Source organism: Pseudomonas putida S13.1.2, from assembly GCF_000498395.2.
Taxonomy (GTDB): domain Bacteria; phylum Pseudomonadota; class Gammaproteobacteria; order Pseudomonadales; family Pseudomonadaceae; genus Aquipseudomonas; species Aquipseudomonas putida_Q.
Genome location: NZ_CP010979.1, coordinates 5,920,001 through 5,945,114 on the forward strand (window position 1 = coordinate 5,920,001; position 25,114 = coordinate 5,945,114).

Annotated in this window: 18 protein-coding genes and 2 rRNA genes (1 of these 20 only partly in view); 12 read left to right on the forward strand and 8 right to left on the reverse strand. The window is 63.3% G+C overall.

The genetic code is table 11. From position 1 onward, the window contains the following. The 8 genes from N805_RS26130 to N805_RS26165 all read left to right on the forward strand — a co-directional run. Positions 1-1,791, forward strand: a 23S ribosomal RNA gene (locus N805_RS26130) (it extends 1,102 nt beyond the left edge of the window). A gap of 134 nt (positions 1,792-1,925) precedes the next feature. After that, positions 1,926-2,041 (forward strand): 5S ribosomal RNA (gene rrf, locus N805_RS26135). 198 nt (positions 2,042-2,239) lie between these two features. Further along, the gene (gene recC / locus N805_RS26140; RefSeq protein WP_019473219.1) at positions 2,240-5,722 is read left to right on the forward strand and encodes an exodeoxyribonuclease V subunit gamma; all 3,483 of its coding nucleotides are present in this window, start codon (positions 2,240-2,242) and stop codon (positions 5,720-5,722) included. After that, positions 5,719-9,393: an exodeoxyribonuclease V subunit beta gene (gene recB / locus N805_RS26145; RefSeq protein ID WP_019473218.1), complete on the forward strand. Its 3,675-nt coding sequence runs from the start codon at positions 5,719-5,721 to the stop codon at positions 9,391-9,393. Before recC ends, recB begins: the two co-directional genes overlap by 4 nt. Continuing rightward, positions 9,390-11,465, forward strand: a complete 2,076-nt coding sequence (recD, locus tag N805_RS26150; RefSeq protein WP_019473217.1) for an exodeoxyribonuclease V subunit alpha — start codon at positions 9,390-9,392, stop codon at positions 11,463-11,465. The genes recB and recD overlap by 4 nt, the downstream gene beginning before the upstream one ends. Positions 11,466-11,699: 234 nt before the next feature. Continuing rightward, positions 11,700-12,266 carry a YfiR family protein gene (locus N805_RS26155; protein WP_019473216.1) on the forward strand — a complete coding sequence of 189 codons (567 nt, stop codon included), beginning with the start codon at positions 11,700-11,702 and terminating at the stop codon, positions 12,264-12,266. Beyond that, a complete protein-coding gene (locus tag N805_RS26160) occupies positions 12,263-13,534 on the forward strand; it encodes a diguanylate cyclase domain-containing protein (protein WP_019473215.1) in 1,272 nt (423 codons plus the stop codon). The genes N805_RS26155 and N805_RS26160 overlap by 4 nt, the downstream gene beginning before the upstream one ends. 4 nt (positions 13,535-13,538) lie before the next feature. Continuing rightward, positions 13,539-14,030, forward strand: a complete 492-nt coding sequence (locus N805_RS26165; protein ID WP_019473214.1) for an OmpA family protein — start codon at positions 13,539-13,541, stop codon at positions 14,028-14,030. A gap of 142 nt (positions 14,031-14,172) precedes the next feature. On the opposite strand, the gene N805_RS26170 is transcribed toward N805_RS26165, so the two are convergent. Beyond that, positions 14,173-15,123, reverse strand: a complete 951-nt coding sequence (locus N805_RS26170) for a LysR family transcriptional regulator (RefSeq protein ID WP_019473213.1) — start codon at positions 15,121-15,123, stop codon at positions 14,173-14,175. 132 nt (positions 15,124-15,255) lie between these two features. Here N805_RS26170 and N805_RS26175 point away from each other — a divergent pair, with 132 nt between their 5' ends. Both N805_RS26175 and mmsB read left to right on the forward strand, forming a co-directional pair. Further along, entirely contained in the window at positions 15,256-16,782 is a 1,527-nt protein-coding gene (locus N805_RS26175; RefSeq protein ID WP_019473212.1) for a CoA-acylating methylmalonate-semialdehyde dehydrogenase, read from the forward strand. A gap of 9 nt (positions 16,783-16,791) precedes the next feature. Next, a complete protein-coding gene (mmsB, locus tag N805_RS26180; protein WP_019473211.1) occupies positions 16,792-17,679 on the forward strand; it encodes a 3-hydroxyisobutyrate dehydrogenase in 888 nt (295 codons plus the stop codon). A gap of 209 nt (positions 17,680-17,888) precedes the next feature. On the opposite strand, the gene N805_RS26185 is transcribed toward mmsB, so the two are convergent. Then, the gene (locus N805_RS26185) at positions 17,889-18,233 is read right to left on the reverse strand and encodes a cupin domain-containing protein (protein ID WP_003258412.1); all 345 of its coding nucleotides are present in this window, start codon (positions 18,231-18,233) and stop codon (positions 17,889-17,891) included. A 352-nt stretch (positions 18,234-18,585) separates the two neighbouring features. Between N805_RS26185 and N805_RS26190 the strand changes: the two genes are divergently transcribed. Both N805_RS26190 and N805_RS26195 read left to right on the forward strand, forming a co-directional pair. Further along, positions 18,586-18,813 carry a type II toxin-antitoxin system HicA family toxin gene (locus tag N805_RS26190; protein ID WP_019473103.1) on the forward strand — a complete coding sequence of 76 codons (228 nt, stop codon included), beginning with the start codon at positions 18,586-18,588 and terminating at the stop codon, positions 18,811-18,813. Beyond that, positions 18,810-19,217, forward strand: a complete 408-nt coding sequence (locus N805_RS26195) for a type II toxin-antitoxin system HicB family antitoxin (protein ID WP_016497905.1) — start codon at positions 18,810-18,812, stop codon at positions 19,215-19,217. The genes N805_RS26190 and N805_RS26195 overlap by 4 nt, the downstream gene beginning before the upstream one ends. A 19-nt stretch (positions 19,218-19,236) precedes the next feature. Here N805_RS26195 and N805_RS26200 read toward each other — a convergent pair whose 3' ends face one another. From N805_RS26200 to N805_RS26225, 6 genes are read right to left on the reverse strand one after another with little or no spacing between them, the layout of a single operon-like run. After that, entirely contained in the window at positions 19,237-20,169 is a 933-nt protein-coding gene (locus N805_RS26200; protein ID WP_016489124.1) for a phosphatidate cytidylyltransferase, read from the reverse strand. Between the two features lies 1 nt (position 20,170). Beyond that, the gene (locus tag N805_RS26205; RefSeq protein ID WP_019473102.1) at positions 20,171-20,794 is read right to left on the reverse strand and encodes a lysophospholipid acyltransferase family protein; all 624 of its coding nucleotides are present in this window, start codon (positions 20,792-20,794) and stop codon (positions 20,171-20,173) included. A gap of 10 nt (positions 20,795-20,804) precedes the next feature. Beyond that, on the reverse strand, positions 20,805-21,236 hold the full coding sequence (locus N805_RS26210; RefSeq protein WP_019473101.1) for a hypothetical protein: 432 nt from the start codon (positions 21,234-21,236) through the stop codon (positions 20,805-20,807). Then, entirely contained in the window at positions 21,233-22,681 is a 1,449-nt protein-coding gene (locus N805_RS26215; protein WP_019473100.1) for a phosphatase PAP2/dual specificity phosphatase family protein, read from the reverse strand. Before N805_RS26215 ends, N805_RS26210 begins: the two co-directional genes overlap by 4 nt. Then, positions 22,682-24,436 carry a bifunctional alpha/beta hydrolase/class I SAM-dependent methyltransferase gene (locus N805_RS26220; protein ID WP_019473099.1) on the reverse strand — a complete coding sequence of 585 codons (1,755 nt, stop codon included), beginning with the start codon at positions 24,434-24,436 and terminating at the stop codon, positions 22,682-22,684. A gap of 32 nt (positions 24,437-24,468) precedes the next feature. Continuing rightward, positions 24,469-25,074: a CDP-alcohol phosphatidyltransferase family protein gene (locus tag N805_RS26225; protein WP_019473098.1), complete on the reverse strand. Its 606-nt coding sequence runs from the start codon at positions 25,072-25,074 to the stop codon at positions 24,469-24,471. Positions 25,075-25,114: the final 40 nt, after the last annotated feature.

The following is a 25,114-nucleotide window of genomic DNA, read 5'->3' on the forward strand; positions in this document are numbered from 1 at the left end:
GTCGGCCTGCGCGGAAGATGTAACGGGGCTCAAACCATGCACCGAAGCTACGGGTATCACCTTTTGGTGATGCGGTAGAGGAGCGTTCTGTAAGCCTGTGAAGGTGAGTTGAGAAGCTTGCTGGAGGTATCAGAAGTGCGAATGCTGACATGAGTAACGACAATGCGAGTGAAAAACTCGCACGCCGAAAGACCAAGGTTTCCTGCGCAACGTTAATCGACGCAGGGTTAGTCGGTCCCTAAGGCGAGGCTGAAAAGCGTAGTCGATGGAAAACAGGTTAATATTCCTGTACTTCCAGTTATTGCGATGGAGGGACGGAGAAGGTTAGGCCAGCCTGGCGTTGGTTGTCCAGGTTTAAGGTGGTAGGCTGGAATCTTAGGCAAATCCGGGATTTCAAGGCCGAGAGCTGATGACGAGTTGCCTTTAGGCGACGAAGTGGTTGATACCATGCTTCCAAGAAAAGCTCCTAAGCTTCAGATAACTGGGAACCGTACCCCAAACCGACACAGGTGGTTAGGTAGAGAATACCAAGGCGCTTGAGAGAACTCGGGTGAAGGAACTAGGCAAAATGGCACCGTAACTTCGGGAGAAGGTGCGCCGGCGAGGGTCAAGGACTTGCTCCGTAAGCCCATGCCGGTCGAAGATACCAGGCCGCTGCGACTGTTTATTAAAAACACAGCACTCTGCAAACACGAAAGTGGACGTATAGGGTGTGACGCCTGCCCGGTGCCGGAAGGTTAATTGATGGGGTTAGCGCAAGCGAAGCTCTTGATCGAAGCCCCGGTAAACGGCGGCCGTAACTATAACGGTCCTAAGGTAGCGAAATTCCTTGTCGGGTAAGTTCCGACCTGCACGAATGGCGTAACGATGGCGGCGCTGTCTCCACCCGAGACTCAGTGAAATTGAAATCGCTGTGAAGATGCAGTGTATCCGCGGCTAGACGGAAAGACCCCGTGAACCTTTACTATAGCTTTGCACTGGACTTTGAATTTGCTTGTGTAGGATAGGTGGGAGGCTTTGAAGTGGGGACGCCAGTTCTCATGGAGCCATCCTTGAAATACCACCCTGGCAACTTTGAGGTTCTAACTCAGGTCCGTTATCCGGATCGAGGACAGTGTATGGTGGGTAGTTTGACTGGGGCGGTCTCCTCCCAAAGAGTAACGGAGGAGTACGAAGGTGCGCTCAGACCGGTCGGAAATCGGTCGTAGAGTATAAAGGCAAAAGCGCGCTTGACTGCGAGACACACACGTCGAGCAGGTACGAAAGTAGGTCTTAGTGATCCGGTGGTTCTGTATGGAAGGGCCATCGCTCAACGGATAAAAGGTACTCCGGGGATAACAGGCTGATACCGCCCAAGAGTTCATATCGACGGCGGTGTTTGGCACCTCGATGTCGGCTCATCACATCCTGGGGCTGAAGCCGGTCCCAAGGGTATGGCTGTTCGCCATTTAAAGTGGTACGCGAGCTGGGTTTAGAACGTCGTGAGACAGTTCGGTCCCTATCTGCCGTGGACGTTTGAGATTTGAGAGGGGCTGCTCCTAGTACGAGAGGACCGGAGTGGACGAACCTCTGGTGTTCCGGTTGTCACGCCAGTGGCATTGCCGGGTAGCTATGTTCGGAAGAGATAACCGCTGAAAGCATCTAAGCGGGAAACTTGCCTCAAGATGAGATCTCACTGGGATCTTGAATCCCCTAAAGGGCCGTCGAAGACTACGACGTTGATAGGTTGGGTGTGTAAGCGCTGTGAGGCGTTGAGCTAACCAATACTAATTGCCCGTGAGGCTTGACCATATAACACCCAAGCAATTTGCTGACGCAGATTGCGGTGGTGAAGATGACACGAACCGAAAGTTCGCAACAAACCACAAATATCGCATATCCGGATTCGCTGGGCTGTCCATCTGGACATTCTGGCTACAGAATTTCTTGACGACCATAGAGCATTGGAACCACCTGATCCCATCCCGAACTCAGCAGTGAAACGATGCATCGCCGATGGTAGTGTGGGGTTTCCCCATGTGAGAGTAGGTCATCGTCAAGATTCATTTCGCAAAACCCCTATCTGCGCATGCAGGTAGGGGTTTTGTCTTTGCGGCGCAAATATCCCCAGCCCTGCCTGAACCCCTGTAGGAGCAGGGTGCAATGCCAGCCAAGGGCGCTCAAAGGGTGGCATTCGGCCCTTTCATGTTCGCGTGATATCTTCCCCCCTCAGCCATCAGCGCCTGCCAGAGACCCTCCGATGCCCAACATCACCCACCTCCACCCCGGCTTCATGATCGTCCATGGCAACCGCCTCGACGACTTGCGCAGCCTGGTGGTGAGCTGGATGCGTCGCTACCCCTTGGCGCCGCTGGAAAACGAAATTGCCCTGGTGCAAAGCAATGGCATCGCCCAATGGCTCAAGTTGGCGCTGGCTGAAGACCCGCAGGAAGATGACCAGGGCGGCTGCGGCATCGCCGCCGCAATCGATGTGCAACTGCCTGGCAGCTTCATGTGGCAGTTGTACCGAAGCGTGTTGGGCCGCGACGAAATTCCCGAGGTTTCGCTGCTGGACAAAGCTCCGCTGACCTGGCGCCTGATGCGCCTGTTACCAGCTCTGGTCGAGCGCCCGCATTTCGAGCCGCTGCGGCGCTTTCTCACCGACGACAGTGACCTACGCAAGCGCTACCAGCTCGCCGAGCGCCTGGCCGACCTGTTCGACCAGTACCAGGTCTACCGCGCCGATTGGCTCAAGGACTGGGCTGCCGGCGAGCACATCGTCAGCACCGCCCGCGGTGAGCGCAAAGCGCTGCCCCCAGGCAACCGCTGGCAAGCCGAACTGTGGCGTGCATTGCTGGAGGATGTCGGCCAAGAGGGGATGGCACAGAGCCGCGCCGGGGTGCACCAACGCTTTGTCGAGCGTATCAACAGCTTGCAGCAGGCACCCGCAGGGCTCCCACCGCGGGTGATCGTGTTCGGCATCTCTTCGCTGCCAGCTCAGGCCCTGGAAGCATTGGCGGGCCTGGCGCGCTTCAGTCAGGTGCTGCTGTGTGTGCACAACCCCTGTCGCCACCACTGGGCCGATATCGTTGCCGACAAGGACCTGCTGCGCCATCAGTACAAGCGCCAGCAGCGCAAGCAGGGCATGCCCCTGCAACTGGACGACCAGTCGCTGCATCAACATGCCCACCCGTTGCTGGCGGCCTGGGGCAAACAAGGCCGCGACTATATCAACCTGCTCGACAGCTATGACGACCCGGGCAGCTACCAGGGGGTGTTCAGCGATGGCCGCATCGACCTCTTCAGTGACGGTTCGCCCACAACGCTGCTCAACCAACTGCAGGACGACATTCTCGAACTGCGCCCACTCGCCGAAACCCGCGAGCTGTGGCCGGCAGTCGACACGGCGAAAGACCGCTCGGTTCGGTTCCACATTGCCCACAGCCCGCAACGCGAAGTGGAGATCCTGCATGACCAGCTGCTGGCCCGCTTCAGCGCCGACCCGACGTTGCGCCCACGTGACGTGATCGTCATGCTGCCGGCCGTCGACACCTACGCCCCGCATGTCCGCGCAGTGTTCGGCCAGTTGCAACGCAATGACCCGCGCTACATTCCGTTCACCCTCACCGACCAGGGCCAGCGCGGTCGCGAGCCTTTACTGATCGCCCTCGAACACCTGCTCAAGTTGCCGGACAGCCGCTTCGCAGTCAGCGAAGTACTCGACCTGCTGGACGTACCGGCCGTCCGCGCCCGCTTTGGCATCCGCGAAAACGACCTGCCCACGCTGCACCGCTGGATCGAGGGTGCGGGCATCCGGTGGGGCATCAACGCCGAGCAGCGGGCCAGCCTGGGCTTGCCTGCCGGGCTTGAACAGAACAGTTGGCGCTTCGGCCTGCGGCGCATGCTGCTGGGCTATGCCGTGGGTGTGGGCGAGGCCTGTGACGGCATTGAACCCTACGATGAAATCGGTGGGCTGGACGCGGCACTGATCGGCCCGCTGGTAGCACTGCTCGATGCGCTCGAAGTTGCCTGCCAGGCCTTGGCCGAGCCTGCGACAGTCAGCCAGTGGGGTGAGCGCCTGCATGCCTTGCTGCAGGTGTTTTTCCTCGCCGAGGGCGAGCGGGACGAGCTCCTGCTGATGCAACTGCAGGAGCTGCGCGATGGCTGGCTTGAAGTGTGCGAGGCGGTCGGCCTGCAAGACCCGTTACCGCTGACCGTAGTGCGTGAAGCCTGGCTGTCGGGCCTCGACCAGGGCAAGCTGTCGCAACGCTTCCTCGCCGGCTCGGTGAACTTTTGTACCCTCATGCCCATGCGCGCCATCCCGTTCCGGGTGGTCTGCCTGCTGGGCATGAACGATGGTGACTACCCGCGCGCCCAGCAACCGCTGGACTTCGACCTGATGGCCAGCGACTACCGCCCCGGTGACCGCTCACGGCGCGAAGACGATCGTTACCTGCTGCTGGAAGCGCTACTGTCGGCGCGTGACCAGCTGTATGTCAGCTGGGTCGGGCGCAGCATTCGCGACAACAGCGAGCGACCTGCCTCGGTGCTGATCGGCCAATTGCGTGATCACATCGCAGCTGGCTGGCACTTGGCCGGCGCGCAGGAGGGGCCGGCAGCGCAGCCGGGCGAGCAACTGCTGCACGCACTGACCCAGGAGCATCCCCTGCAGCCTTTCAGCGCTCGTTACTTCCAGAAGGGCAGCCCGTTGTTCAGCTTTGCCCACGAATGGCAGCTGCTACACCAAAAGGGCGAGGAGGATGAGCAGGGTGACACCGGCCTGCCGCCTTACCTTGACGATGAAGCCCTGAGCCTGACCCAGCTCAACGACTTCTTGCGCCACCCGGTGCGGCATTTCTTCAGCCAGCGCTTGAAGGTGTACTTCGAGGCGCTGGAAACGCCTACCCCGGACGAAGAACCTTTTGTCCTGGATACCCTGCAACGCTACGGCGCCAGTGAAAGCCTGCTCGGCGCTGCGCTGGCCGAGCCGGGCAACGCCGAACAGGCGTTGCGGGCCCAGGCCCGGCGCCTTCAGGCTTGCGGTTTGCTGCCGCTGGCCGGTTTCGGCGAGCTGCTGCAAAGCGAGTTGATCGAACCGCTCCCCGACCTGCTGCAACGTCACCAGCAGTTGCTGCAACGCTGGCCGCAGCCGGTCGAAGGCGCTTTGCCGGTGCATTTCGAGCACGGCCCGCACCGTCTCGAAGGCTGGCTGGGACGGGTCTTCCAGGCGGATGACCAGAGCCTGCTGAGTATCACCACCGTACCTAACACAATCAGCGCAGGGCGCAACAACCTCAAGTGGCACCGTTTGATCGCCCCCTGGGTTACCCACCTGGCGGCCTGTGCGGCAGGCTACCCCTATAACAGTGCACTGGTAGCCAGCGACCTGACCCTGTTGCTTGCGCCGCTGCCGCAAGAGCAGGCTGCGCAACTGTTGGGCGACTTGCTGGTGGCCCGTCAGGCGGCGATGAATGCGCCGTTGCCCGTCGCGGCCAAAACCGCGTTTGCCTGGCTGGCCCAGGACGATGCTGATAAAGCCCTGGCCGCAGCGGCCCGCGCCTACGAAGGCGATGAACGCACCCGTTTTGGCGAGCGAAGTGAAAGCGTTGCCCTGGCCCGCCAGTTCCGCGACTTTGCCGCGCTTAGCGCCGACGAAACCTTCGAAGGCTGGTGCGAAACCTTGTACCGCCCATTGTTCACCGCCCCGTGGCAGACCCTGGGCAACCCGGAGAAAGGCGCATGACCCAGGACCGTCCCCTGGCACTGAGTTTCCCCCTGCACGGCAGCCAGCTGATCGAGGCCAGCGCCGGCACGGGCAAGACCTTTACCATTTCGGCGCTGTACCTGCGGCTGATCCTCGGTCACGGTGGTGAGCAGGGCTTCGAACGCGAACTGCTGCCACCGCAGATCCTCGTGGTCACCTTCACTGATGCTGCCACCAAAGAGCTGCGCGAACGCATCCGCGCCCGCCTGGCAGAGGCTGCACGGTTCTTCCGTGGCGAACTGGAAGGCGCCGATCCGCTGTTGCATCAGCTGCGTGACGATTACCCGCAAGAGGCTTGGCCGCGTTGTGCAGGCCGCCTGGAAATCGCCGTGCAGTGGATGGACGAGGCTGCGGTATCGACCATCCACGGCTGGTGCCAGCGCATGCTGCGCGAGCACGCCTTCGACAGCGGCAGCCTGTTCACCCAGACCCTGGAAACCGACCATAGCGAGTTGCTGGGCCAGGTCATGCGCGATTACTGGCGGCGCTTCTGCTATGGCATGCAAGGTGACGCACTGGCCTGGGTACGTGGCAACTGGGGCAGCCCTGACGCTTTGCTGCCACGCATTCGCCCACTGTTCGGCCGCGTACGCGCCCAGCAGGACGGGCCGGAGCCAGCCGCACTGATCCAGGCATCGCTGCAGCAACGTGGCGAACAGTTGGCCCGGCTGAAGGCACCGTGGGCGCAATGGGCGGAGGAACTGCGGCAGATCTGCCGCGATGCGCTGGCCGCCAAGCAGGTCGATGGCCGCAAGATGCAAGCCCGTTACTTCGAGCCCTGGTTCGACAAGCTCTGCGCCTGGGCCGGGGATGAGCAACTGGTGGAGCTCGACCTGGGCACGGGCTTTACCCGCCTGACCCCGGCCGGCATGGCCGAGGCCTGGAAGGGGGAGCCTCCCGAGCACCCGGGCCTGAACGCCATGCAGAGCTTGCAGCAACAATTGCAGGCCTTGGACAGCCCGGATGCCCCGCTGCTCGAGCATGCGGCCTATTGGGTATCCGCGCGTTTCGAAGTGGAGAAGCGCCGGCGTGCCGAAATGGGCTTCGACGACATGCTCGTGCGCTTGCAGCACGCGCTTGCCAGTGAGGCCGGCGAGCGCCTGGCCAGCCTGATCCGCGAGCAGTTTCCGGTAGCGCTGATCGACGAATTCCAGGACACCGACCCGGTTCAGTACGGTATTTTCGAGCGTATCTACCAGATCAGCGAAAACCGCGCAGAAACCGGCCTTTTCATGATCGGCGACCCCAAGCAGGCGATCTATGCCTTCCGGGGCGCCGACATCTACACCTACCTTGCCGCACGGCGCGCCACCAGCGGCCGCCTGCACAGCCTGGATACCAACTACCGGTCCAGCAAGGCCATGGTCGCGGCCGTCAACCAGGTGTTCCTGCAGGCCGAGGCGCGTGAAGCGGGGCGGGGCGCATTCCTGTTCCGCGAGGCCGATGACAACCCGCTGCCATTCATCGAGGTCCGCGCCAAGGGGCGTAGCGAACAGTTGCTGATTGACGGGGAACCCAGTGCAGCCCTGCAGTGCTGGCAGCTGGAGAGCGAGGAGCCAGTCTCCAGCAGTGTCTATCGCCAGCAGCTGGCAGCCAGTTGCGCCAGCCATATCGTTGCCCTGCTCAATGGCGGTCAGCAGGGCACGGCGGGGTTCCAGAACGCCGAAGGCGAATTGCGCCCCTGCCTGCCCTCCGACATCGCCATCCTGGTGCGTGATGGCCATGAAGCGCAGATGGTCCGCGCCGAGCTGGCCGCACGCGATGTGCGCAGTGTGTATTTGTCCGACAAGGACTCGGTGTTCGCCGCCCAAGAGGCCCACGACCTGCTGGCCTGGCTCAAGGCCTGCGCTGAGCCAGACTCGGAGCGCCTGCTCAAGGCCGCACTGGCCAGCCTTACACTGGGCCTGTCGCTGACCGCGCTGGACCGCTTGAACCAGGACGAACGGGTCTGGGAAGGTTGGGTCATGCGTTTTCGTCATTATCGCGATACCTGGCAACGCCAAGGCGTGCTGCCCATGCTGCGGCACCTGCTGCATGACTTCCAGCTGCCGCGCACGCTGGTGCGCCGCAGTGATGGCGAACGTGTACTGACCAACCTGCTGCACCTGGCCGAGCTGCTACAGCAGGCCGCGGGTGAGCTGGACGGTGAACAGGCGTTGATCCGTCACCTCGCCGAACAACTGGCCAGTTCCGGGCAGGCCGGTGAAGAGCAGATCCTGCGTCTGGAGAGCGACGAACAGTTGGTCAAAGTGGTGACCATCCACAAGTCCAAGGGCCTGGAGTATCCCCTGGTCTACCTGCCGTTCATCTGCACCAGCAAACCGGTGGATGGCAGCCGCCTGCCGCTGGCCTGGCATGACAGCGAAGGTAACGCTCACCTCACCCTCACTCCGGACCAGCAACAGATCGAGCGCGCCGACGACGAGCGCCTGGCCGAAGACCTGCGCCTGCTCTACGTAGCCCTCACCCGCGCCCAGCATGCTTGCTGGCTCGGTGTTGCCGACCTCAAGCGCGGCAACCAGAAGAGTTCGCAGCTGCACCGCTCAGCCTTTGGCTACCTGCTGGGTGGCGGCCTTGCCTTGGCGGGCTCGGAGCAGCTTGCAGGCTGGTTGCAGGCGTTGGCGTCAACCTGCCCGCACATCACTTGCCCGGGCCTGCCGCAGGCGGATGAACGCGTGTATCGCATGCCCCACGCCGAACGTGAGCTTTTGCCCGCACGCAAACCGCGCCGCGCGGCAGCCGAGCATTGGTGGATCGCCTCGTACAGCGCCCTGCGCATCGGCGATCAGACGCTCGTTGCCGACAGCTCACAGGCCCAGCAACTGCTGGATGATGAAGTGGCCGATGCCCAGCTGCTGCGCGAGGTCCCGGCCGACAGCGGCGATATCCACCGCTTTCCGCGGGGGCCGAACCCTGGCACTTTCCTGCATGGTTTGCTGGAGTGGGCGGGGCGCGAGGGCTTCAGCCAGGTCAGCGACAACCCTCAGCTGATCGAGCGTACCGTGGGCCAGCGCTGCAACCGCCGTGACTGGGCCGGCTGGATTCCCACCCTCAGCCAGTGGATGCAACGCCTGCTGGGCGAGGCGCTGCCATTGCCGGGCAGCGACCAGGGCGTGACGCTGGGGCAGTTGCGTCATTACCAGATCGAAATGGAGTTCTGGTTCGCCAGCCACCGGGTCGACGCCGAGCAACTCGATCGCCTTGTCGCACGCCACACCCACCCCGGCCTGGCGCGCCCGGCGGCGCAGCCGACCGTGCTCAACGGCATGTTCAAAGGCTTCATCGACCTGGCGTTCGAGCTGGACGGGCGTTACTACGTCACCGACTACAAGTCCAACTGGTTGGGCGTGGATATCCAGGCCTACGACGCCATGGCCATGGAAAAGGCCATTCTGGAGCACCGCTACGATCTGCAGTACGTGTTGTACCTTCTGGCGCTGCACCGCCAGTTGCGCGCTCGCCTGCCGGACTACGACTACGACCGCCATGTTGGCGGTGCCTTGTTCATCTTCCTGCGGGGTGCCAGCAGCAGCGGCCAAGGCGTGTACCACACCAAGCCACCGCGTGAGCTGATCGAACGCCTTGATGCGCTGTTCCGTGGCGAGCATGCGCCGGCACAGCAGGACCTGTTTGCCGGAGCCGTGCCATGAGCCGAAACCTAGTCGACCTGTTGCCCACCCCGTTGCACGCCGAGCACCTGCTGGCGCTGGCGCCACAGCATGACAGCGGCGACCTGCTGCAACTGCTCGATCGCTGGGTAGAGCGGGGCTGGCTGCGTGCCCTGGACCGCGCCTTCGTCTCGTTCCTCGAAGAGCGCGCCCCCGGTAGCGACCCCTTGCTATTGCTGGCGGCGGCGCTGGCCAGCCACCAATTGGGCCACGGGCATGTCTGCCTGGACCTGCAACAAACCCTGGCCGAGCCCGATTTCGCATTGTCGCTGCCGCCGGAAGGCGACGCCCTGATCGGGCCCTTGCTGCTGCCGTCGCAGTTGCTGGCCAACCTCGACTTGCAGGCCTGGCGCGACCGCATCGCCGCCAGCCCACTGGTGGCCGCAGGCGATACCCCAGGCCAACAAGCGAGGCCACTGGTGCTCAGCGCAGAGCGCCTGTACCTGCGCCGTTACTGGAGCTACGAGCGGCGTATCGACCATACCTTGCGCCAGCGCCTGACCCAGGCCGAAGCGCCGCTGGCCGACCTGTCAGGCCGCCTGGCGCAATTGTTCGAGGGCGGTGCGCCAGCGGGCCAGGTGGACTGGCAGAAGCTCGCCTGTGCGCTGGCTACCCGTGCCGGTTTCAGCATCATCACCGGTGGCCCCGGCACGGGTAAAACCACTACCGTGGTGCGCCTGCTGGCCTTGCTGCAGGGGCCGGCAGTGGAGCAGGGCAGGCCGCTGCGCATCCGCTTGGCCGCGCCGACCGGCAAGGCTGCTGCGCGCCTGACCGAATCGATTGGCCAGCAAGTCGAGCGCTTGCAGGTCAGCGCCGAAGTACGCGGGCAAATTCCTACCGAAGTCAGCACCGTGCACCGTCTGCTCGGCAGCCGGCCCGGCTCGCGGCACTTCCGCCATCATGCGGGCAACCCGCTGCCGCTGGATGTGCTGGTGGTCGACGAAGCGTCGATGATCGACCTGGAAATGATGGCCAACCTGCTCGACGCCCTGCCACCCCGCGCGCGCCTGGTGCTGCTGGGCGACAAGGACCAGCTGGCCTCGGTCGAGGCCGGTGCGGTACTGGGTGACCTGTGCCGGGATGCCGAGGAGGGTTATTACTCGCCGGCGACCTCAGCGTGGCTGGAACAGATCAGTGGCGAGTCGCTGGCCGCCAGCGGCCTCAAGGCCGGTGATGAGCAGCGCAACCCGCTGGCCCAGCAATTGGTGATGCTGCGCTTCTCACGGCGCTTCGGGGAAGGCAGCGGCATTGGTCAGCTGGCGCGGCTGGTCAACCGCCAGGACTCCCATGCAGCGCGTAACCTGCTGGCCGCGCCGCCGGCCGACGTGCACAGCCTTGCCCTCAAGCACGAGCAGGACCGGGCTTTCGACCGCCTGCTGCTCGACGGCCTTAACCGCGGTGCCGAAGGCCCGCAGGGCTACCGCAGCTACCTGCGCACCCTTGGCCGCTACCGGCCTGCACTCGACACCGCATTTGACGACCCCGCCTGGGAGCAATGGGCGGGCAGGGTGCTGCACAGCTTCGAGGACTTCCAGTTGCTGTGTGCGGTACGCCGTGGCGCCTGGGGTGTCGAAGGCCTCAACGAACGGGTGGCGCGGGTACTGCACAATGCCGGGCTGATCGACAGCCAGCAGCCCTGGTACGAAGGCCGCCCGGTGTTGGTAACCCGCAATGACTACGGCTTGGGCCTGATGAACGGTGATATCGGCATCGCTTTGCGCCTGCCGGATGAGCACGGTGAGCCGCTGCTGCGCGTAGCCTTCCCGCGTAACGACGGCAGTGGTGGTGTGCGTTTCGTTCTGCCGAGCCGGCTCAATGAAGTGGAAACGGTATTTGCCATGACCGTACACAAGTCCCAGGGCTCGGAGTTCAGCCACACGGCCCTGGTGCTGCCGGATGCGCTCAACCCGGTGCTGACCAAGGAACTGGTGTACACCGGCATCACCCGGGCCAAGCATTGCTTCAGCCTGGTCGAGCCACGTCAGGGTATTTTCGAAGAAGCGGTGGCGCGCAAGGTGCGGCGTATTTCCGGGTTGATGCTGGAACAGGTCTAGCCTTGGGGAATCGCGGTTTCACCAAAAACTCGATAATGCATGCGGATCTTGTGGGAGCGGGTTTACCCGCGAACACCGGCGTAGCCGGTGCCATCCACCGCGTCGTCTGCTTCGCGGGTGAACCCGCTCCCACAGGGACCGCATGCGCCTCTGAAATCAGCGTCTCTCATACAACGATGCGGCCATGTGCTATCGTTGCGCCGATATCGGAAGGGACTTTAAGAGATTTCCCACATGAAGGTGGCCGCAAGGCGAGTGACAAGCTGTGCGCTTTCGCTATTGCTGGCCGTCCTGTTCCTTTGCGCAGGCCCTGCCCAGGCAGACCCCGGCACAACCGCCGCCCAGGCGCAGCAACGTGCCAAGGCCGTCACCCAAGTGGTACTCGGCATCTTCAGTTACGCCCGCTGGCCCGTCGAACCTTCACCCTTGCGCTTGTGCCTGGTCGGCCCGACCGAATACGCCGATGACCTGATCAAAGGCCATGTGCAGGAGTCCGGCCGCCCGCTGCAGGTGCGGCGCCTGCTGGCAGAAGACACTCAGGTTGCCCAGGCCTGCGATGCCATTTACATCGGCAAACTTGACCAAGGCCAGCGTGATCGGCTGTTCGAGCGTGTCAGCGGCCATCCGGTACTGAGCATCAGCGAAGCGAACGACCCGTGCACGGTTGGCAGCCTGTTCTGCCTGCGGGTCAGCGACCAGCAGGTGGCCTTTGACGTCAACCTCGACTCGGTGGCGCGTTCCGGGGTACGCATCCACCCCAGTGTGCTGCAATTATCGCGGCGCCGGGCGGTGCAGCCATGAAGCCGACCCGCAAGCATGGTGTGCGCCCGACCCTGCGCTCGGTGCTTGGCCGTGGCCACCTCAGCGTTGCCTTGCTCGCCGTGGGCCTGGCCGGTATTTCACTCACCCTGTTGGGCGTGCTCGCCCTGCGCGTCTACGCCAACCACAACCTGCACCTGATCGCCCGTTCGATCAACTACACCGTGGAAGCGGCAGTGGTATTCGACGACAGTGCCGCAGCCAATGAATCGCTGGCACTGATCGCCAGTAAAGAGGAAGTGGCCGAGGCCAAGGTCTTCAACGGCGAAGGCGAGCTGCTGGCGCACTGGCAACGCGCCGATACTGGCATGCTCGCCAAGCTTGAAGTGCAGGTTGCCACTGCCTTGCTGGATGAGCCGATCAACCTGCCGATCCTGCACCAGCAACAGCAGGTCGGGCACATCGAGCTGGTCGGCCAGGGCCGTAGCCTGTTGCTGTTTTTGCTCAGCGGCCTGGCTGGCATCCTGTTCTGCACGATTCTCAGCGCCTTGGCGGCCCAGTATCTGTCACGGCGCCTGCTCAACGACATCACCCGCCCGCTACGTGGCCTGGCCAGTGTCGCCCACGCCGCTCGCCGCGAGCGCAGTTTCGACCGCCGTGTGCCGGAGGCGCCGATTGCCGAACTCAACGAACTGGGCAACGACTTCAACGCCCTGCTCGACGAACTCGAGGTATGGCACAGCCACCTGCAGAACGAAAACCAGACCCTGGCCCACCAGGCCAGCCACGACAGCCTGACCGGCCTGCCCAACCGCGCTTTCTTCGAAGGGCGCCTGAACCGCAGCGTGCGTAACGCTGCGCGGCAGCAGGACCACCTGGCGCTGCTGTTCCTCGACAGCGACCACTTCAAGCAGATCAACGACACCCTCGGCCATGCCGTGGGTGACGAAGTACTGATCAGCGTGGCCGACCGTGTGCGTGCCCAACTGCGCGAGCACGACCTGGTGGCACGCCTGGGCGGTGATGAGTTCGCGGTACTGCTCACACCTTTGCAGTCGCGCGAGGACGCCGAGCTCATCGCCGAGAAGATTGTTGCCAGCATGAAGCTGCCCGTGCAGCTGGACAGTGGCCGCAGTATCGCCACCTCACTGAGTGTCGGTATTGCCTATTACCCGGATGACGGCACTGACCCCGCCAGTCTTCTGAATGCCGCCGATGCGGCGATGTACCAGGCCAAGCGCAAACGCCGAGGCCATTGGCAAGTGGCGCAGACGGAACGGTCCGCCAATGAAATCAAGAACAGGAGTTGAACCCGTGATACACGCTATACGTTTTCCCCTTTGGGCCTTGTTGCTCGCCGTGCTGGCGCTGACCGGTTGCCAGAGCGCACCCCCAAAGGGCCTGACCCCCGAACAGATTGCCGTACTCAAGCGCGAAGGCTTTACCCCAACCGATGAAGGCTGGGCCTACGACTTGTCTGGCAAAGTGCTGTTCGGCAGCGACCTGGATGGCCTTAACGGCCCGAGCCAGGCGATTGTCGAGCGCATTGGCAAGGCGCTGCTTGGCGTTGGCATCCAGGGTGTACGGGTGGACGGGCATGCCGATTCGTCGGGCAAGGCGGCGTACAACCAGCAGCTGTCCGAACGCCGTGCGCAGAGCGTGACCAGGGCGCTGGTAGGGGTTGGCATGCAGGCGCAGAATATCCAGAGCCGTGGCCTGGGTAGCAGCCAGCCGGTGGCGGACAACCGCACCAGTGCCGGGCGTACCGAGAACCGTCGGGTGTCGATAGTGGTGGCGTCCTACTGACCGCTGTCCTCTGAGCTATCACATTTCTCTGTAGGAGCAGCCTTGTGCTGCCAAGAGGCCAGACCAGGCACAGCAGTTGTATTGCCATGACTGGCCCCTTCGCAGCACAAGGCTGCTCCTACAAAGGAGCTATGCAGCCCCATTATTCCTGGGCAAAGCGCATCTCGCGGGTTTCCCCCATCAACAACGGCGCATTCGCCTCGGTCACCCCACGGATGTAATCCCACAACAGGGTAATCCGCTTCAACTTGCGCAAATCCTCCCGGCAATACATCCAGAATTGCCGCGTCACCTCGATCTCCTCCGGCAGCACCGTCACCAGTCGCGGGTCTTGCGCCGCAAGGAAACACGGCAGTATCGCCAACCCACGCCCCTGCAGTGCGGCCGTGTACTGGGCAATGACGCTGGTACTGCGCAAGTGCGCGCTGGCGCCGGGAATCAGGTTGGCCAGGTACAAAAGCTCCGAACTGAACGCCAGGTCGTCCACGTAACTGATGAACGGGTGCCTGGCCAGGTCGGCCACCTGGCGGATCGGGGTGTGGCTGTCCAGGTAATCCTGGGTTGCGTACAGCCGCAAGCGGTAATCGCACAGCTTGCAGCACACATAAGGCCCATGCTCCGGCCGCTCCAATGCAATGACGATGTCCGCCTCGCGCTTGGACAGGCTGATGAAGTGCGGCAGCGGAAGGATATCCACAGAAATCGCCGGGTAGGCATCGACGAAGTGGCTTAGTTGCGGGGTCACGAAAAAGCTGCCGAAGCCCTCGGTGCAGCCCATGCGTACATGCCCCGACAACGCTACGCCCGACCCGGACACCTGCTCGCACGCCATGTGCAGCGTGCTTTCGATCGACTCGGCATAGCCGAGCAAGCGTTGGCCCTCGGCGGTGAGGACAAAGCCGTTGGTCCGCGATTTTTCGAACAGCAACGTGCCCAGCGCCCCTTCCAGCGAGCTGATGCGCCGCGACACCGTGGTGTAGTCCACGCTCAGGCGTTTGGCGGCGCTGCTGGCTTTGCGGGTGCGCGCCACTTCGAGGAAAAACTTCAGGTCGTCCCAGTTGAGCGCGCTCAGGGATGTGAGGTCTTTTTGCATGATGATCCGGTTTTTTTGTGCGTTCTTGTTGGATGTTTGCACATCTATACTCGAAACAAGCCTCAGGACGCCACCTCGCGTTTGCTTGGCGCTGGCGATCTCGTCCCGACAATAATTCCAAGGAGAACGCAGATGAACGCACCGCAGTCCCCTAACAGCACCAGGATCGAGCAGGTGAAGCTGCTGATCGACGGCCAGTGGGTCGAATCGAAAACTACCGAATGGCGCGACATCGTCAACCCGGCCACCCAAGAGGTGCTGGCGCGCGTGCCGTTCGCCACTGTCGAGGAAGTCGACGCTGCTGTGGCCGCTGCCCACCGCGCCTTCCAGACCTGGCGAAATACCCCGATCGGCGCGCGCATGCGCATCATGCTCAAGCTGCAGGCGCTGATCCGCGAACACACCAAACGCATTGCCCAGGTGCTCAGCGCCGAGCAGGGCAAAACCCTGGCCGATGCTGAAGGCGATATCTTCCGCGGCCTGGAAGTGGTCGAGCACGCCGCGTCCATTGGCACCCTGCAAATGGGCGAGTTCGCCGAGAACGTCGCGGGCGGTGTCGATACCTACACCCTGCGCCAGCCAATCGGCGTATGCGCCGGTATCACCCCGTTCAACTTCCCGGCAATGATCCCGCTGTGGATGTTCCCCATGGCCATCGTCTGCGGCAACACCTTCGTGCTCAAACCGTCCGAGCAGGATCCGCTGTCGACCATGCTGCTGGTCGAGCTGGCGCTGGAAGCCGGCGTACCGGCGGGCGTGCTCAACGTAGTGCACGGTGGCAAGCAAGTGGTGGACGCCATCTGCACGCACCAGGACATCAAGGCCATTTCCTTCGTCGGCTCTACTGAAGTCGGGACCCACGTGTACAACCTTGGCAGCCAGCACGGCAAGCGCGTGCAGTCGATGATGGGCGCCAAGAACCACGCGGTGGTGCTGCCCGATGCCAACCGCACGCAAACCGTCAACGCCCTGGTCGGCGCCGCCTTCGGCGCGGCGGGCCAGCGCTGCATGGCCACCTCGGTGGCGGTGCTGGTGGGCAAGGCCCGTGAGTGGCTGCCCGACATCAAGGACGCGGCGAGCAAGCTCAAGGTCAATGCCGGCTGCGAACCGGGCACCGACGTGGGCCCGGTGGTTTCCAAGCGCGCCAAGGAGCGTGTGCTGGGCCTGATCGAAAGCGGCATCAAGGAAGGCGCCAAGCTGGAACTCGACGGCCGCGAGGTCACTGTGCCGGGTTACGAGCAAGGCAACTTCGTTGGCCCAACCCTGTTCTCGGGCGTGAAGACCGACATGCAGGTGTATACCCAGGAAATCTTCGGCCCGGTGCTGGTAACCCTGGAGGTCGATACCCTCGATGAGGCCATCGCGCTGGTCAACGCCAACCCGTTCGGTAATGGCACCGGCCTGTTCACCCAGAGCGGCGCCGCGGCGCGCAAGTTCCAGAGCGAAATCGATATCGGCCAGGTCGGCATCAACATCCCGATCCCTGTACCGGTCCCGTTCTTCAGCTTCACCGGCTCCCGTGGCTCCAAGCTCGGCGACCTCGGCCCGTACGGCAAGCAAGTGGTGCAGTTCTACACTCAGACCAAGACCGTCACCGCCCGCTGGTTCGATGACGACAGCGTCAATGACGGTGTGAACACCACCATCAGCCTGCGCTAAGGAGAAGTCATGCGTATTGCATTCATCGGCTTGGGCAACATGGGCGCGCCCATGGCCCGCAACCTGATCAAGGCCGGGCACCAACTGAACCTGTTCGACCTCAACAAGGCCGTGCTGGCCGAGCTGGCAGAACTGGGTGGGCAGATCAGCCCGTCGCCCAAGGACGCGGCGGCCAACAGCGAGCTGGTGATCACCATGCTGCCGGCTGCGGCCCATGTGCGCAGCGTGTACCTGAACGAAGATGGCGTGCTGGCCGGTATTCGTGCCGGTACGCCTACCGTGGACTGCAGCACCATCGACCCACAGACCGCCCGCGATGTGTCCAGGGCGGCAGCGGCCAAGGGCGTGGACATGGGCGACGCGCCGGTGTCCGGTGGCACCGGCGGCGCGGCGGCGGGCACCCTGACCTTCATGGTCGGTGCCAGCGCCGAGCTGTTCGCCACGCTCAAGCCGGTACTGGAGCAGATGGGCCGCAACATCGTGCACTGCGGTGAGGTCGGCACCGGGCAGATCGCCAAAATCTGCAACAACCTGCTGTTGGGCATCTCGATGATCGGTGTGTCCGAGGCCATGGCCCTGGGCAACGCGCTGGGTATCGATACCAAGGTGCTGGCCGGCATCATCAACAGTTCGACCGGGCGTTGCTGGAGTTCGGATACCTACAACCCGTGGCCGGGCATTATCGAAACGGCGCCGGCATCCCGTGGCTATACCGGCGGCTTTGGCGCCGAACTGATGCTCAAGGATTTGGGGCTGGCCACCGAAGCGGCACGCCAGGCGCACCAACCTGTGATCCTCGGCGCCGTGGCCCAGCAGCTGTATCAGGCCATGAGCCTGCGTGGCGAGGGAGGCAAAGACTTCTCGGCCATCGTCGAGGGTTATCGCAAGAAAGATTGACGCAAGAGGTGGGCTTCATCGCGGGCCAGGCGGCCTTCCCTCTGTAACTGCGCACCAGAGGGAAGGGCACCTGCCCCGCGATTTTTTTTGCCTGTTCCGGCCCTATCGCCGGCAAGCCGGGCTCCCACAGGTACAGCGCTGGATTGGAGGCCAGTGCTGTACCTGTGGGAGCCCGGCTTGCCGGCGATAGGGCCGGTGAAGTTTACAAATCAGGCGAAGACGAAATACTTGCGCACGGTCTCGACCACTTCCCAGGTGCCTTTCATCCCGGGCTCGATCACGAACACGTCACCGGCTTTCAGGTGCTTCGGCTCTTCGCCTTCCGGCGTGATGATGCAGTAGCCATCGAGGAAGTGGCAGAACTCCCACTTCTCGTAGTTGACCTCGAACTTGCCCGGGGTGCAGATCCAGGTGCCCATGATCTTGCTGCCGTCGGCCGACAGGTAGGCATTGAGGTTGACGGTGTGCGGATCGCCGCCGATGCGCTTCCACTTGGTGGCGTCCACGACCGGCGTCGGGCAGGTTTCGCGCAGCACGGTGATGAAATCGGACATGGGACAACTCCTGGTGACTGGCTGAATGACGGGTCACCATAGGGCCATCGGCCGAGCCGCAGTTGCCTGGGCTCGACGTCCAGCTGTCTGGTCGCGCTATGCCAGACGTTTTAGCTCGACAGTGATGTGCGCAAGCCCAACGTGCACACTGTCGGCGCTTGCGGCGGCATGAGTCGGCAACGATTCCAAGGACATTGGTGGCAGGGTGATACTTCCTTCATGTCACTCCGCATGTCCCTACAGATTCATCCAGACTGTCCGCTAGTCTGAAGACGTATGCATAGTGTGTACTGCGCTTTGTTCTGGTTAATTCGGTGTGTATGATACACATCGACTGCCGAAGGAAGTGTGCATGCGCAGTCGTGAAGTCATCCAGCTAATCGAAGCTGACGGGTGGTATGAGGTCGAGGTGAAAGGCAGTCATCACCAATTTCGGCACCCCACAAAAAAGGGGCGAGTAACTGTTCCTCATCCCAAGACCGAGCTGCCCAAAGGCACGGTACGCAGCATTCTGAAACAGGCCGGTCTGATTCAAACCGGTAGCGTTGCCAGCACGAGCGTCAACGGAGGTAATCAATGAAGATTCCGGTTGTATTACACAAAGACACCGGCTCGGATTACGGCGTGACCGTTCCCGATGTGCCCGGTTGCTTCTCCGCCGGCGCTACAGTCGCACAGGCGCTGGAGAACGTTCAGGAGGCGCTGGCGCTTCATTTCGAAGGGTTGGTAGCAGATAACGAGCCGTTGCCGCAGGCACAGGAAGTCGATGTCCATGTGGCGAACCCCGACTATGAAGGCGGGGTGTGGGCCGTAGTGGATTTTGACGTCACCCCCTATCTGGGCAAAGCGGTTCGCTTCAATGCAACGCTGCCGGAAAACCTGCTTCAGCGGATAGACGAAAAAGTGAAGCGTGATCACCGTTATGCATCCCGCTCCGGTTTTCTGGCTTCGGCTGCGTTGCGAGAACTGGCGCTTTCACACTGATCGCGGACGCGTGCATTCGTTACGCCCACCAGTACCGCACAAAGTGGAAGAACACCGGCGCGGCAAAGCACACCGAGTCCATGCGGTCGAGCATGCCGCCGTGGCCTTCGATCATGTGCCCCCAGTCTTTCACCCCACGGTCGCGCTTGATCGCCGACATCACCAGCCCGCCGAAGAAGCCCATGGCGTTGACCGCCAACGCCATCAGCGCGGCCTGCCAGAAGGTGAACGGGGTGATCCAGCACAACAGGGCGCCGATCAGCGTGGCCAGTGCCACGCCGCCGGCCAACCCTTCCACGGTCTTGGACGGTGACAGGTTGGGGGCCACCTTGTGCTTGCCAAACAACTTGCCGCACACGTATTGCAGCACGTCGCTGATCTGCACCACCAGGATCAGCCAGGCGATCAGCAGCAGGTTGCGCCCCTCGTAGCCGGGGATGTCCAGGGTCATCAAGGCGGGTACCGACGACACGCAGTACACCGCGATCATCAGCCCCCACTGCACCTTTGACGCACGTTCGAGAAAGCGCGTGGTATCGCCGCCGAAGCTGGCCAAAATCGGCAGCAGCAGGAACAGGTACACCGGGATGAAGATGCTGAACAGGCCGTACCAGTCCATGGCAATCAGCACGTACTGCACCGGCAGTGCCACATAAAACGCTGCCACCAGCGCCGGGTAGTCGCTGCGGCGGGTCGGGGTGAGGGTCATGAACTCGCGCAGGGCGTAGAACGACACGCCATAGAACAGCACGATCACGCCGTATTTACCAAACAGGAAGGCGATGCCGATCACCAGCACCATCACCCACCAGGCGTTGATGCGGGCGTTGAGGTTGTCGATCACCGCGTGTGGCGCCGGGCCGGCGCGCCACTTGAGCAGGCGGCCGGTCACGCTGGCGAGCAGCAGCAGGGCGCCGATGCCGGCGAACAGGGAAAGGGTGTTGTCGTCCATGTCAGGCATCCTTCGGGGCCAGGTTCAGCAGGGCCTGGCTGGCCCGCTCGAGAAAGGCCTGCTTGCTTTCATCAGCGTGCAGGTGCAGGGGTTCGCCAAAGCTCAGTGTGCACAGCAACGGCAGGGGCAGGGCGCGGCCTTTGGGCATCACCCGGTTGAGGTTGGCGATCCATACCGGTACCAGCTCGACATCGGGGTTGGCCGCGGCCAGGTGGTACAACCCGCTCCTGAACGGCATCAATGGCTCGTCGCCCAGGTTACGCGTGCCTTCCGGGAAGAAGATCAGCGAGTCGCCTTGGGCCACGGCCTCAAGGATCGGCTGTAGCGGGCTGCCTTGGCCTTCGCTGCGTTGGCGGTCGATCAATACGCCGTTGAACACCTTGCGAATGAGAAAATCGCGCATGCCCGGCTTGGCCCAGTAGTCCGCGCCGGCCACCGGGCGGGTGCGTTTGCGCAAGGGTTGCGGCAGTGAAGCCCACAGCAGCACGAAGTCACCGTGGCTGCTGTGGTTGGCGAAGTACAAGCGCTGTACCGGCAGCGGCGTGCACCCCAGCCACAGCGCGCGGGCGCCCGTGATCAGGCGGGCGGCGGAGGTGATGAGGTAGGCGGTCAGATTGGCGAGCATGGATCGGTGGTCATCCCTTCAAAGGCAGTGTCAGCAGGGTAGCCAAGGCCAGCGACAGCTGCAGGCCCAGGCACACTGCCTGGCGGCGCAACAGGTTCAACGCGGCTTGGCTGCGTTCAGGCCAGGCGCGGGCGTCCGTGGCCTGCGGTTTCAGTTTCAGCTCGAACAGGGCGCGGTCCAGGGCCTGAGTGTCTGCTGCCAGGTGGTTGCTGCTGGCGAGGTGGGTGAACAGTTCGGCATCTATGGCCACGCGGATGGCCCAGTACTTGTGCATCACGCCAAGCACCAGCAGCACCCCGCACAGCAAGCTGGCCAGCGGCTGAAGTGGCGCACCCAGCAATGGCGCAAGGCCGTACGCCAGGCCCAGCAGGGTGAGCCCGTCGGACAAGCGTTCCAGCTGTTTGCCGCGGCCCAGCAGGCTAGCCACCACACGCAGGTTCATGGCTGTGCTCCAAGCTGTTGCAGGGCCCGCCGGTGTGCCGGGTGCAGGACGATGCCGGGGCGGGCTTTGCGGATCAGTGCTTCGGCCTGCTGGGCGTTGCTGCAGCGGCCGGAGAGCAGCAGCCAGGCGGCCACGGCGCTGGCGCTGCGCGAATAGCCCAGCGCGCAGCAGACCAGTACGGGGCCTTGGGCGCGCAGGCGCTCGATGGCCTCGGCGGCCTGCTGTAGCAGGACAACGTCCGGCGCTATCAGATCCAGGGTAGGGAAACACTGATACTCAAAGGCTGGCGCGGCCGTTGTAGGAGCGGCCTTGTGCCGCGAAAGGGGCGCGAAGGGGCCCCGGTTTTGCAGCTTCGCGGCAGACAATGCCGGGGCTGCTACGCAGCCCTTTCGCGACACAAGGCTGCTCCTACAAAGGTTGGCGCTGCCTTGAGCTTTGCACGGCAGCTCGGCGCACAAATCGACAAGCGCAGCGAACTGCGTGCTGCGCCCAGGGATCCTCCCCAGGTGCACGCCATCGCACACTTCATCGGCCTGTGGGTGGTGCCGGGTCCATAGCCGCGAATTGGCCCACGCGCCGACCAGATACGGTGCCAGCAGCCAGCTGGCCGCATTCGACAAGCGCCCATCGGCGCCTTTCTGAAACCCGCCTGCACCCAACACACCATAGTTCAGCGCAACCAGCGCCAGCGACACGGCCGGCCAGGCCAGCCACAACCAGGCACCGCCCGACACAACGGCAGGCACAGCGCACAAAATAGCGCCGACGGCATAGTAAAACGCCACCCGCCAGCGCTTGGCATCCTGTGCAAGGCGCGCCTGTTGCCAGGGCAGTCGCCCCTGATACGGCCACAGCCAGACGCAGGCAAACCCCGCCAATGCCCCCGTGGGTACATCGATGAAATGATGCTGCCAGGTGGTCAGCACCGACACCCCGATCAACGCCATCCAGCCATGCATCAGCCATCGCCAGGGCTGGCGCTGCACATGCCGGGCAAACATCGTCCAGATGATCACCAGCAGCGCAATGTGCAGCGATGGCGCCTGGTTGAACGGTTTGTCGAAGCCCATCAGCACATCGAACAGCCAGCCGAACAGCCCACCCAGCTCCGGCCGTTCGAAGGTGAACCGTAGCGGCCACAGCAGGAAGCAAGTGACGCTGATCACCTGTGCGCTGAGCAGTGCCAGCGCGTGCCGGTCCATTTCCTGGCGCGTGCGCGGCAGCAGGAAGGACAGCCCGTAGAGCAAGTCGATCGACCAGTACGGGATGATCGTCCAGGGCCACAGCGGCATGCCGCGCTCCCAGCCGAACACCAGGCTGCCGACATCACTGCGCCCGGCCGTATGGTTGTTCGCCAGCCCGTAGCTGAGGAAGAACAACGGCCCCAGCAGCAGAAGCCAGAACACGCCCCGGCGGACCAGCCCTGGCTCGCGTGGTGGGTTCATTCAGCGCACCCGCTGTGCCAGGCTGACGCTGAAAATACCCCATTCATCGATGCGCTGGGCCAGCTTGCGGAAGCCGGCTGCCTCTACCAACTGGTCCATTTCGGCCTGGCTGCGGCGTCGCATCACCCAGGCCTCGCCACCCCTGTGGCTGGTAAGGGCGCGGGCGATCATCTCCAGTTGCGGGTGCCACGGCTGGCCGGTGTAGACCAGATAACCGCCATCTTCCACGGCATCGGCCAGGCCGGCCAGTGAGTTGCCCACCAGTTGGTTGCTGGGAAACAGTTCGTAGAGCCCCGAGACCACCGCCAGGGTCGGCGGCTGCTCCAGCGTGGCCAGGCTCTGGCGGTCGAAGGCATCCCCTTGGACGAAGCGGGCGATGTCGGCCAGGCCCTTCTCAGTGATCAGCGCGCTGCCTTGCTGCACGTTCAGCTCGCTGTAGTCGCGCAGCAGGATCGAGTCCGGCAACTGCTCAAGGTCTTGCAGGGCTTCGAGGATGTAGCGGCCATGGCCGGCGGCGATATCGACAATGTGCACAGGCCGCTGTTGTTCGCGCAGTCGGGCGATGGCCAAGCGCAGCAGTTCCTCGACGTGCAGCTTGCGCTGGCGAATGCCACGCCAGCCGATGGCGTCGAGGTAGTTCTGGTCGACCAGGCGGCCCAGCTTGCCCTTGCCGGTGGGTTGGTTGCGGTACACGTAGTCGAGGGTGCTGCCCGAATCGAAGCCGGTGTCGAAGCCCAGTTTCACACCCGCAGACAGCCCCTTGCCCAGGCTTAGCCCCGCGCGGGTGGCGCGCCAGTAAAGGTCACGCGGCGAGTGGCGTGGCAACGGTGCAGCCAGGCTTTCGGCTTCGGCGCAACTGGCGCCGGTCTTGTCGGCATCGAGCAGTGACGGCAGGGCGGCGGGGCTGGCGAAGCAGTGTTCCACAAACCGCTCGATGCGCTTCAGGGCATGGGCCCGGTCACGCTCGCCAAGGGTGTCGTGGAAGAAGCCCGGCAGGATGTGCATTTCCTTGCGCGTGCTGCCAAGGCGTTCGAAAAAGCGTTCCTGCGGCTGGCGCTCGACCACGAAGTCGGCCCCGGATACCAGCAACTGGGTCGGGACCTGAATGGCCTGGGCATCCGCCACCACGCGGTCAGCGGCTTCGTACAGGCCCAGCAGCATGGTCACCGAAATCGGCCGGCTGATCAGCGGGTCGGCCACGTACGACATGACACGCTCGGGGTCGTGTGTGAGCAGGCGTGGCTTGACGTAGCTGTTGACGAAGAAGTTGCCGCGCAAGGCCTTGAGCAGCTTCAGGCCAGGGCGGGCGAATGGCACGTACAGCTTGACCTTGAACGCGGGCGAGGCCAGCACCAGGCAGCGCACCTTGGGCGCGTAGTCGTGGGCCCAGGTGGCAATCAGCACAGCGCCGACGCTTTGCGCCAGCACCACCAGGTCGTGCTCGACGATGCCGTGATGAGCCTGGATATGTTCGATGAAGGTTTGCACGTCGCGCACGCTGGTGGCGAACCCCGGGCTGTCGCCACGTGCGCCTGGCGACTGGCCATGGCCGCGGGCGTCCCAGGCGAAGAAGTCGTAACCCGGCATGTCCAGCTCATCAGCCAGGTGGGCCATGCGCCCGCCGTGTTCATGGCCGCGGTGGAACATCACCACGGCTCGGCGGGGCTGGTGCTCGTTACGGGTGGCAGGCCAATGACGGTAGTGCAACTCGACACCGTCATGGGTAGAGAAGTGCAGCGCTTGCGCTTGGCGCATGTTCAACATCCTTATTTGCGGCGACTTTGGGCTCAGCGGGTTTCGGCCAGCCCCTGGCGAACCCGGTTGTAGAGGGTATAGAGCGACAGCGCGAGGATGACCAGCAGCAAACCATTGATCCAGCTGCCGTTCAGCAGGCCAAAGGCGACGCCGGTACCCAGCACGCCGAAGGCAAAGGCCCGGTCGCTTTTGCCCATGGGGCCGTCATAACGCCGCGAGGCACCGGCCAGCGGGCCCATGACACCGGCGTATTCACTAAAGGTGGCGCACAGCACCACCAGCACCACCAACGTCGGTGAAACCCCGGCCAGCAGGGCGAAGGGCAGGTACAGGGCCGCGTCGGCGATCACGTCGCAGAGTTCGTTGAGGTAGGCGCCCAAGGTAGATTGCTGGCCGAACTCCCTGGCCAGCATGCCGTCGACGGCATTCAGCGCCATGCGCAGCAGCATCCACACCGGGATCAGGATGAACAGCCAGGTAATGTGGGGCAGGGTAGCCAGCAGCAGGCCCAGCAGGATCGATACCACGGCGGCGGCGACGGTGACCTGGTTGGCGGTGACACCGCGGTCGTATAGGCGCTGGACTGCTGGCCGCAACAGGGCCTGGAAGCGGGGTTTGAGCTGGTAGATCGATGCCACCGGAAAATCCTTTTTTCGTGGTGCGGTAGGGCGTTATTGT

What these genes read in the sequence shown, in the direction of transcription:
- recC (WP_019473219.1), top strand. Translation starts at nt 2,240, where the DNA reads ATGCCCAACATCACCCACCTCCACCCCGGCTTCATGATCGTCCATGGC.
- recB (WP_019473218.1), top strand. Translation starts at nt 5,719, where the DNA reads ATGACCCAGGACCGTCCCCTGGCACTGAGTTTCCCCCTGCACGGCAGC.
- recD (WP_019473217.1), top strand. Translation starts at nt 9,390, where the DNA reads ATGAGCCGAAACCTAGTCGACCTGTTGCCCACCCCGTTGCACGCCGAG.
- N805_RS26155 (WP_019473216.1), top strand. Translation starts at nt 11,700, where the DNA reads ATGAAGGTGGCCGCAAGGCGAGTGACAAGCTGTGCGCTTTCGCTATTG.
- N805_RS26160 (WP_019473215.1), top strand. Translation starts at nt 12,263, where the DNA reads ATGAAGCCGACCCGCAAGCATGGTGTGCGCCCGACCCTGCGCTCGGTG.
- N805_RS26170 (WP_019473213.1), bottom strand. Translation starts at nt 15,123, where the DNA reads ATGCAAAAAGACCTCACATCCCTGAGCGCGCTCAACTGGGACGACCTG.
- N805_RS26175 (WP_019473212.1), top strand. Translation starts at nt 15,256, where the DNA reads ATGAACGCACCGCAGTCCCCTAACAGCACCAGGATCGAGCAGGTGAAG.
- mmsB (WP_019473211.1), top strand. Translation starts at nt 16,792, where the DNA reads ATGCGTATTGCATTCATCGGCTTGGGCAACATGGGCGCGCCCATGGCC.
- N805_RS26185 (WP_003258412.1), bottom strand. Translation starts at nt 18,233, where the DNA reads ATGTCCGATTTCATCACCGTGCTGCGCGAAACCTGCCCGACGCCGGTC.
- N805_RS26190 (WP_019473103.1), top strand. Translation starts at nt 18,586, where the DNA reads ATGCGCAGTCGTGAAGTCATCCAGCTAATCGAAGCTGACGGGTGGTAT.
- N805_RS26195 (WP_016497905.1), top strand. Translation starts at nt 18,810, where the DNA reads ATGAAGATTCCGGTTGTATTACACAAAGACACCGGCTCGGATTACGGC.
- N805_RS26200 (WP_016489124.1), bottom strand. Translation starts at nt 20,169, where the DNA reads ATGGACGACAACACCCTTTCCCTGTTCGCCGGCATCGGCGCCCTGCTG.
- N805_RS26205 (WP_019473102.1), bottom strand. Translation starts at nt 20,794, where the DNA reads ATGCTCGCCAATCTGACCGCCTACCTCATCACCTCCGCCGCCCGCCTG.
- N805_RS26210 (WP_019473101.1), bottom strand. Translation starts at nt 21,236, where the DNA reads ATGAACCTGCGTGTGGTGGCTAGCCTGCTGGGCCGCGGCAAACAGCTG.
- N805_RS26215 (WP_019473100.1), bottom strand. Translation starts at nt 22,681, where the DNA reads ATGAACCCACCACGCGAGCCAGGGCTGGTCCGCCGGGGCGTGTTCTGG.
- N805_RS26220 (WP_019473099.1), bottom strand. Translation starts at nt 24,436, where the DNA reads ATGCGCCAAGCGCAAGCGCTGCACTTCTCTACCCATGACGGTGTCGAG.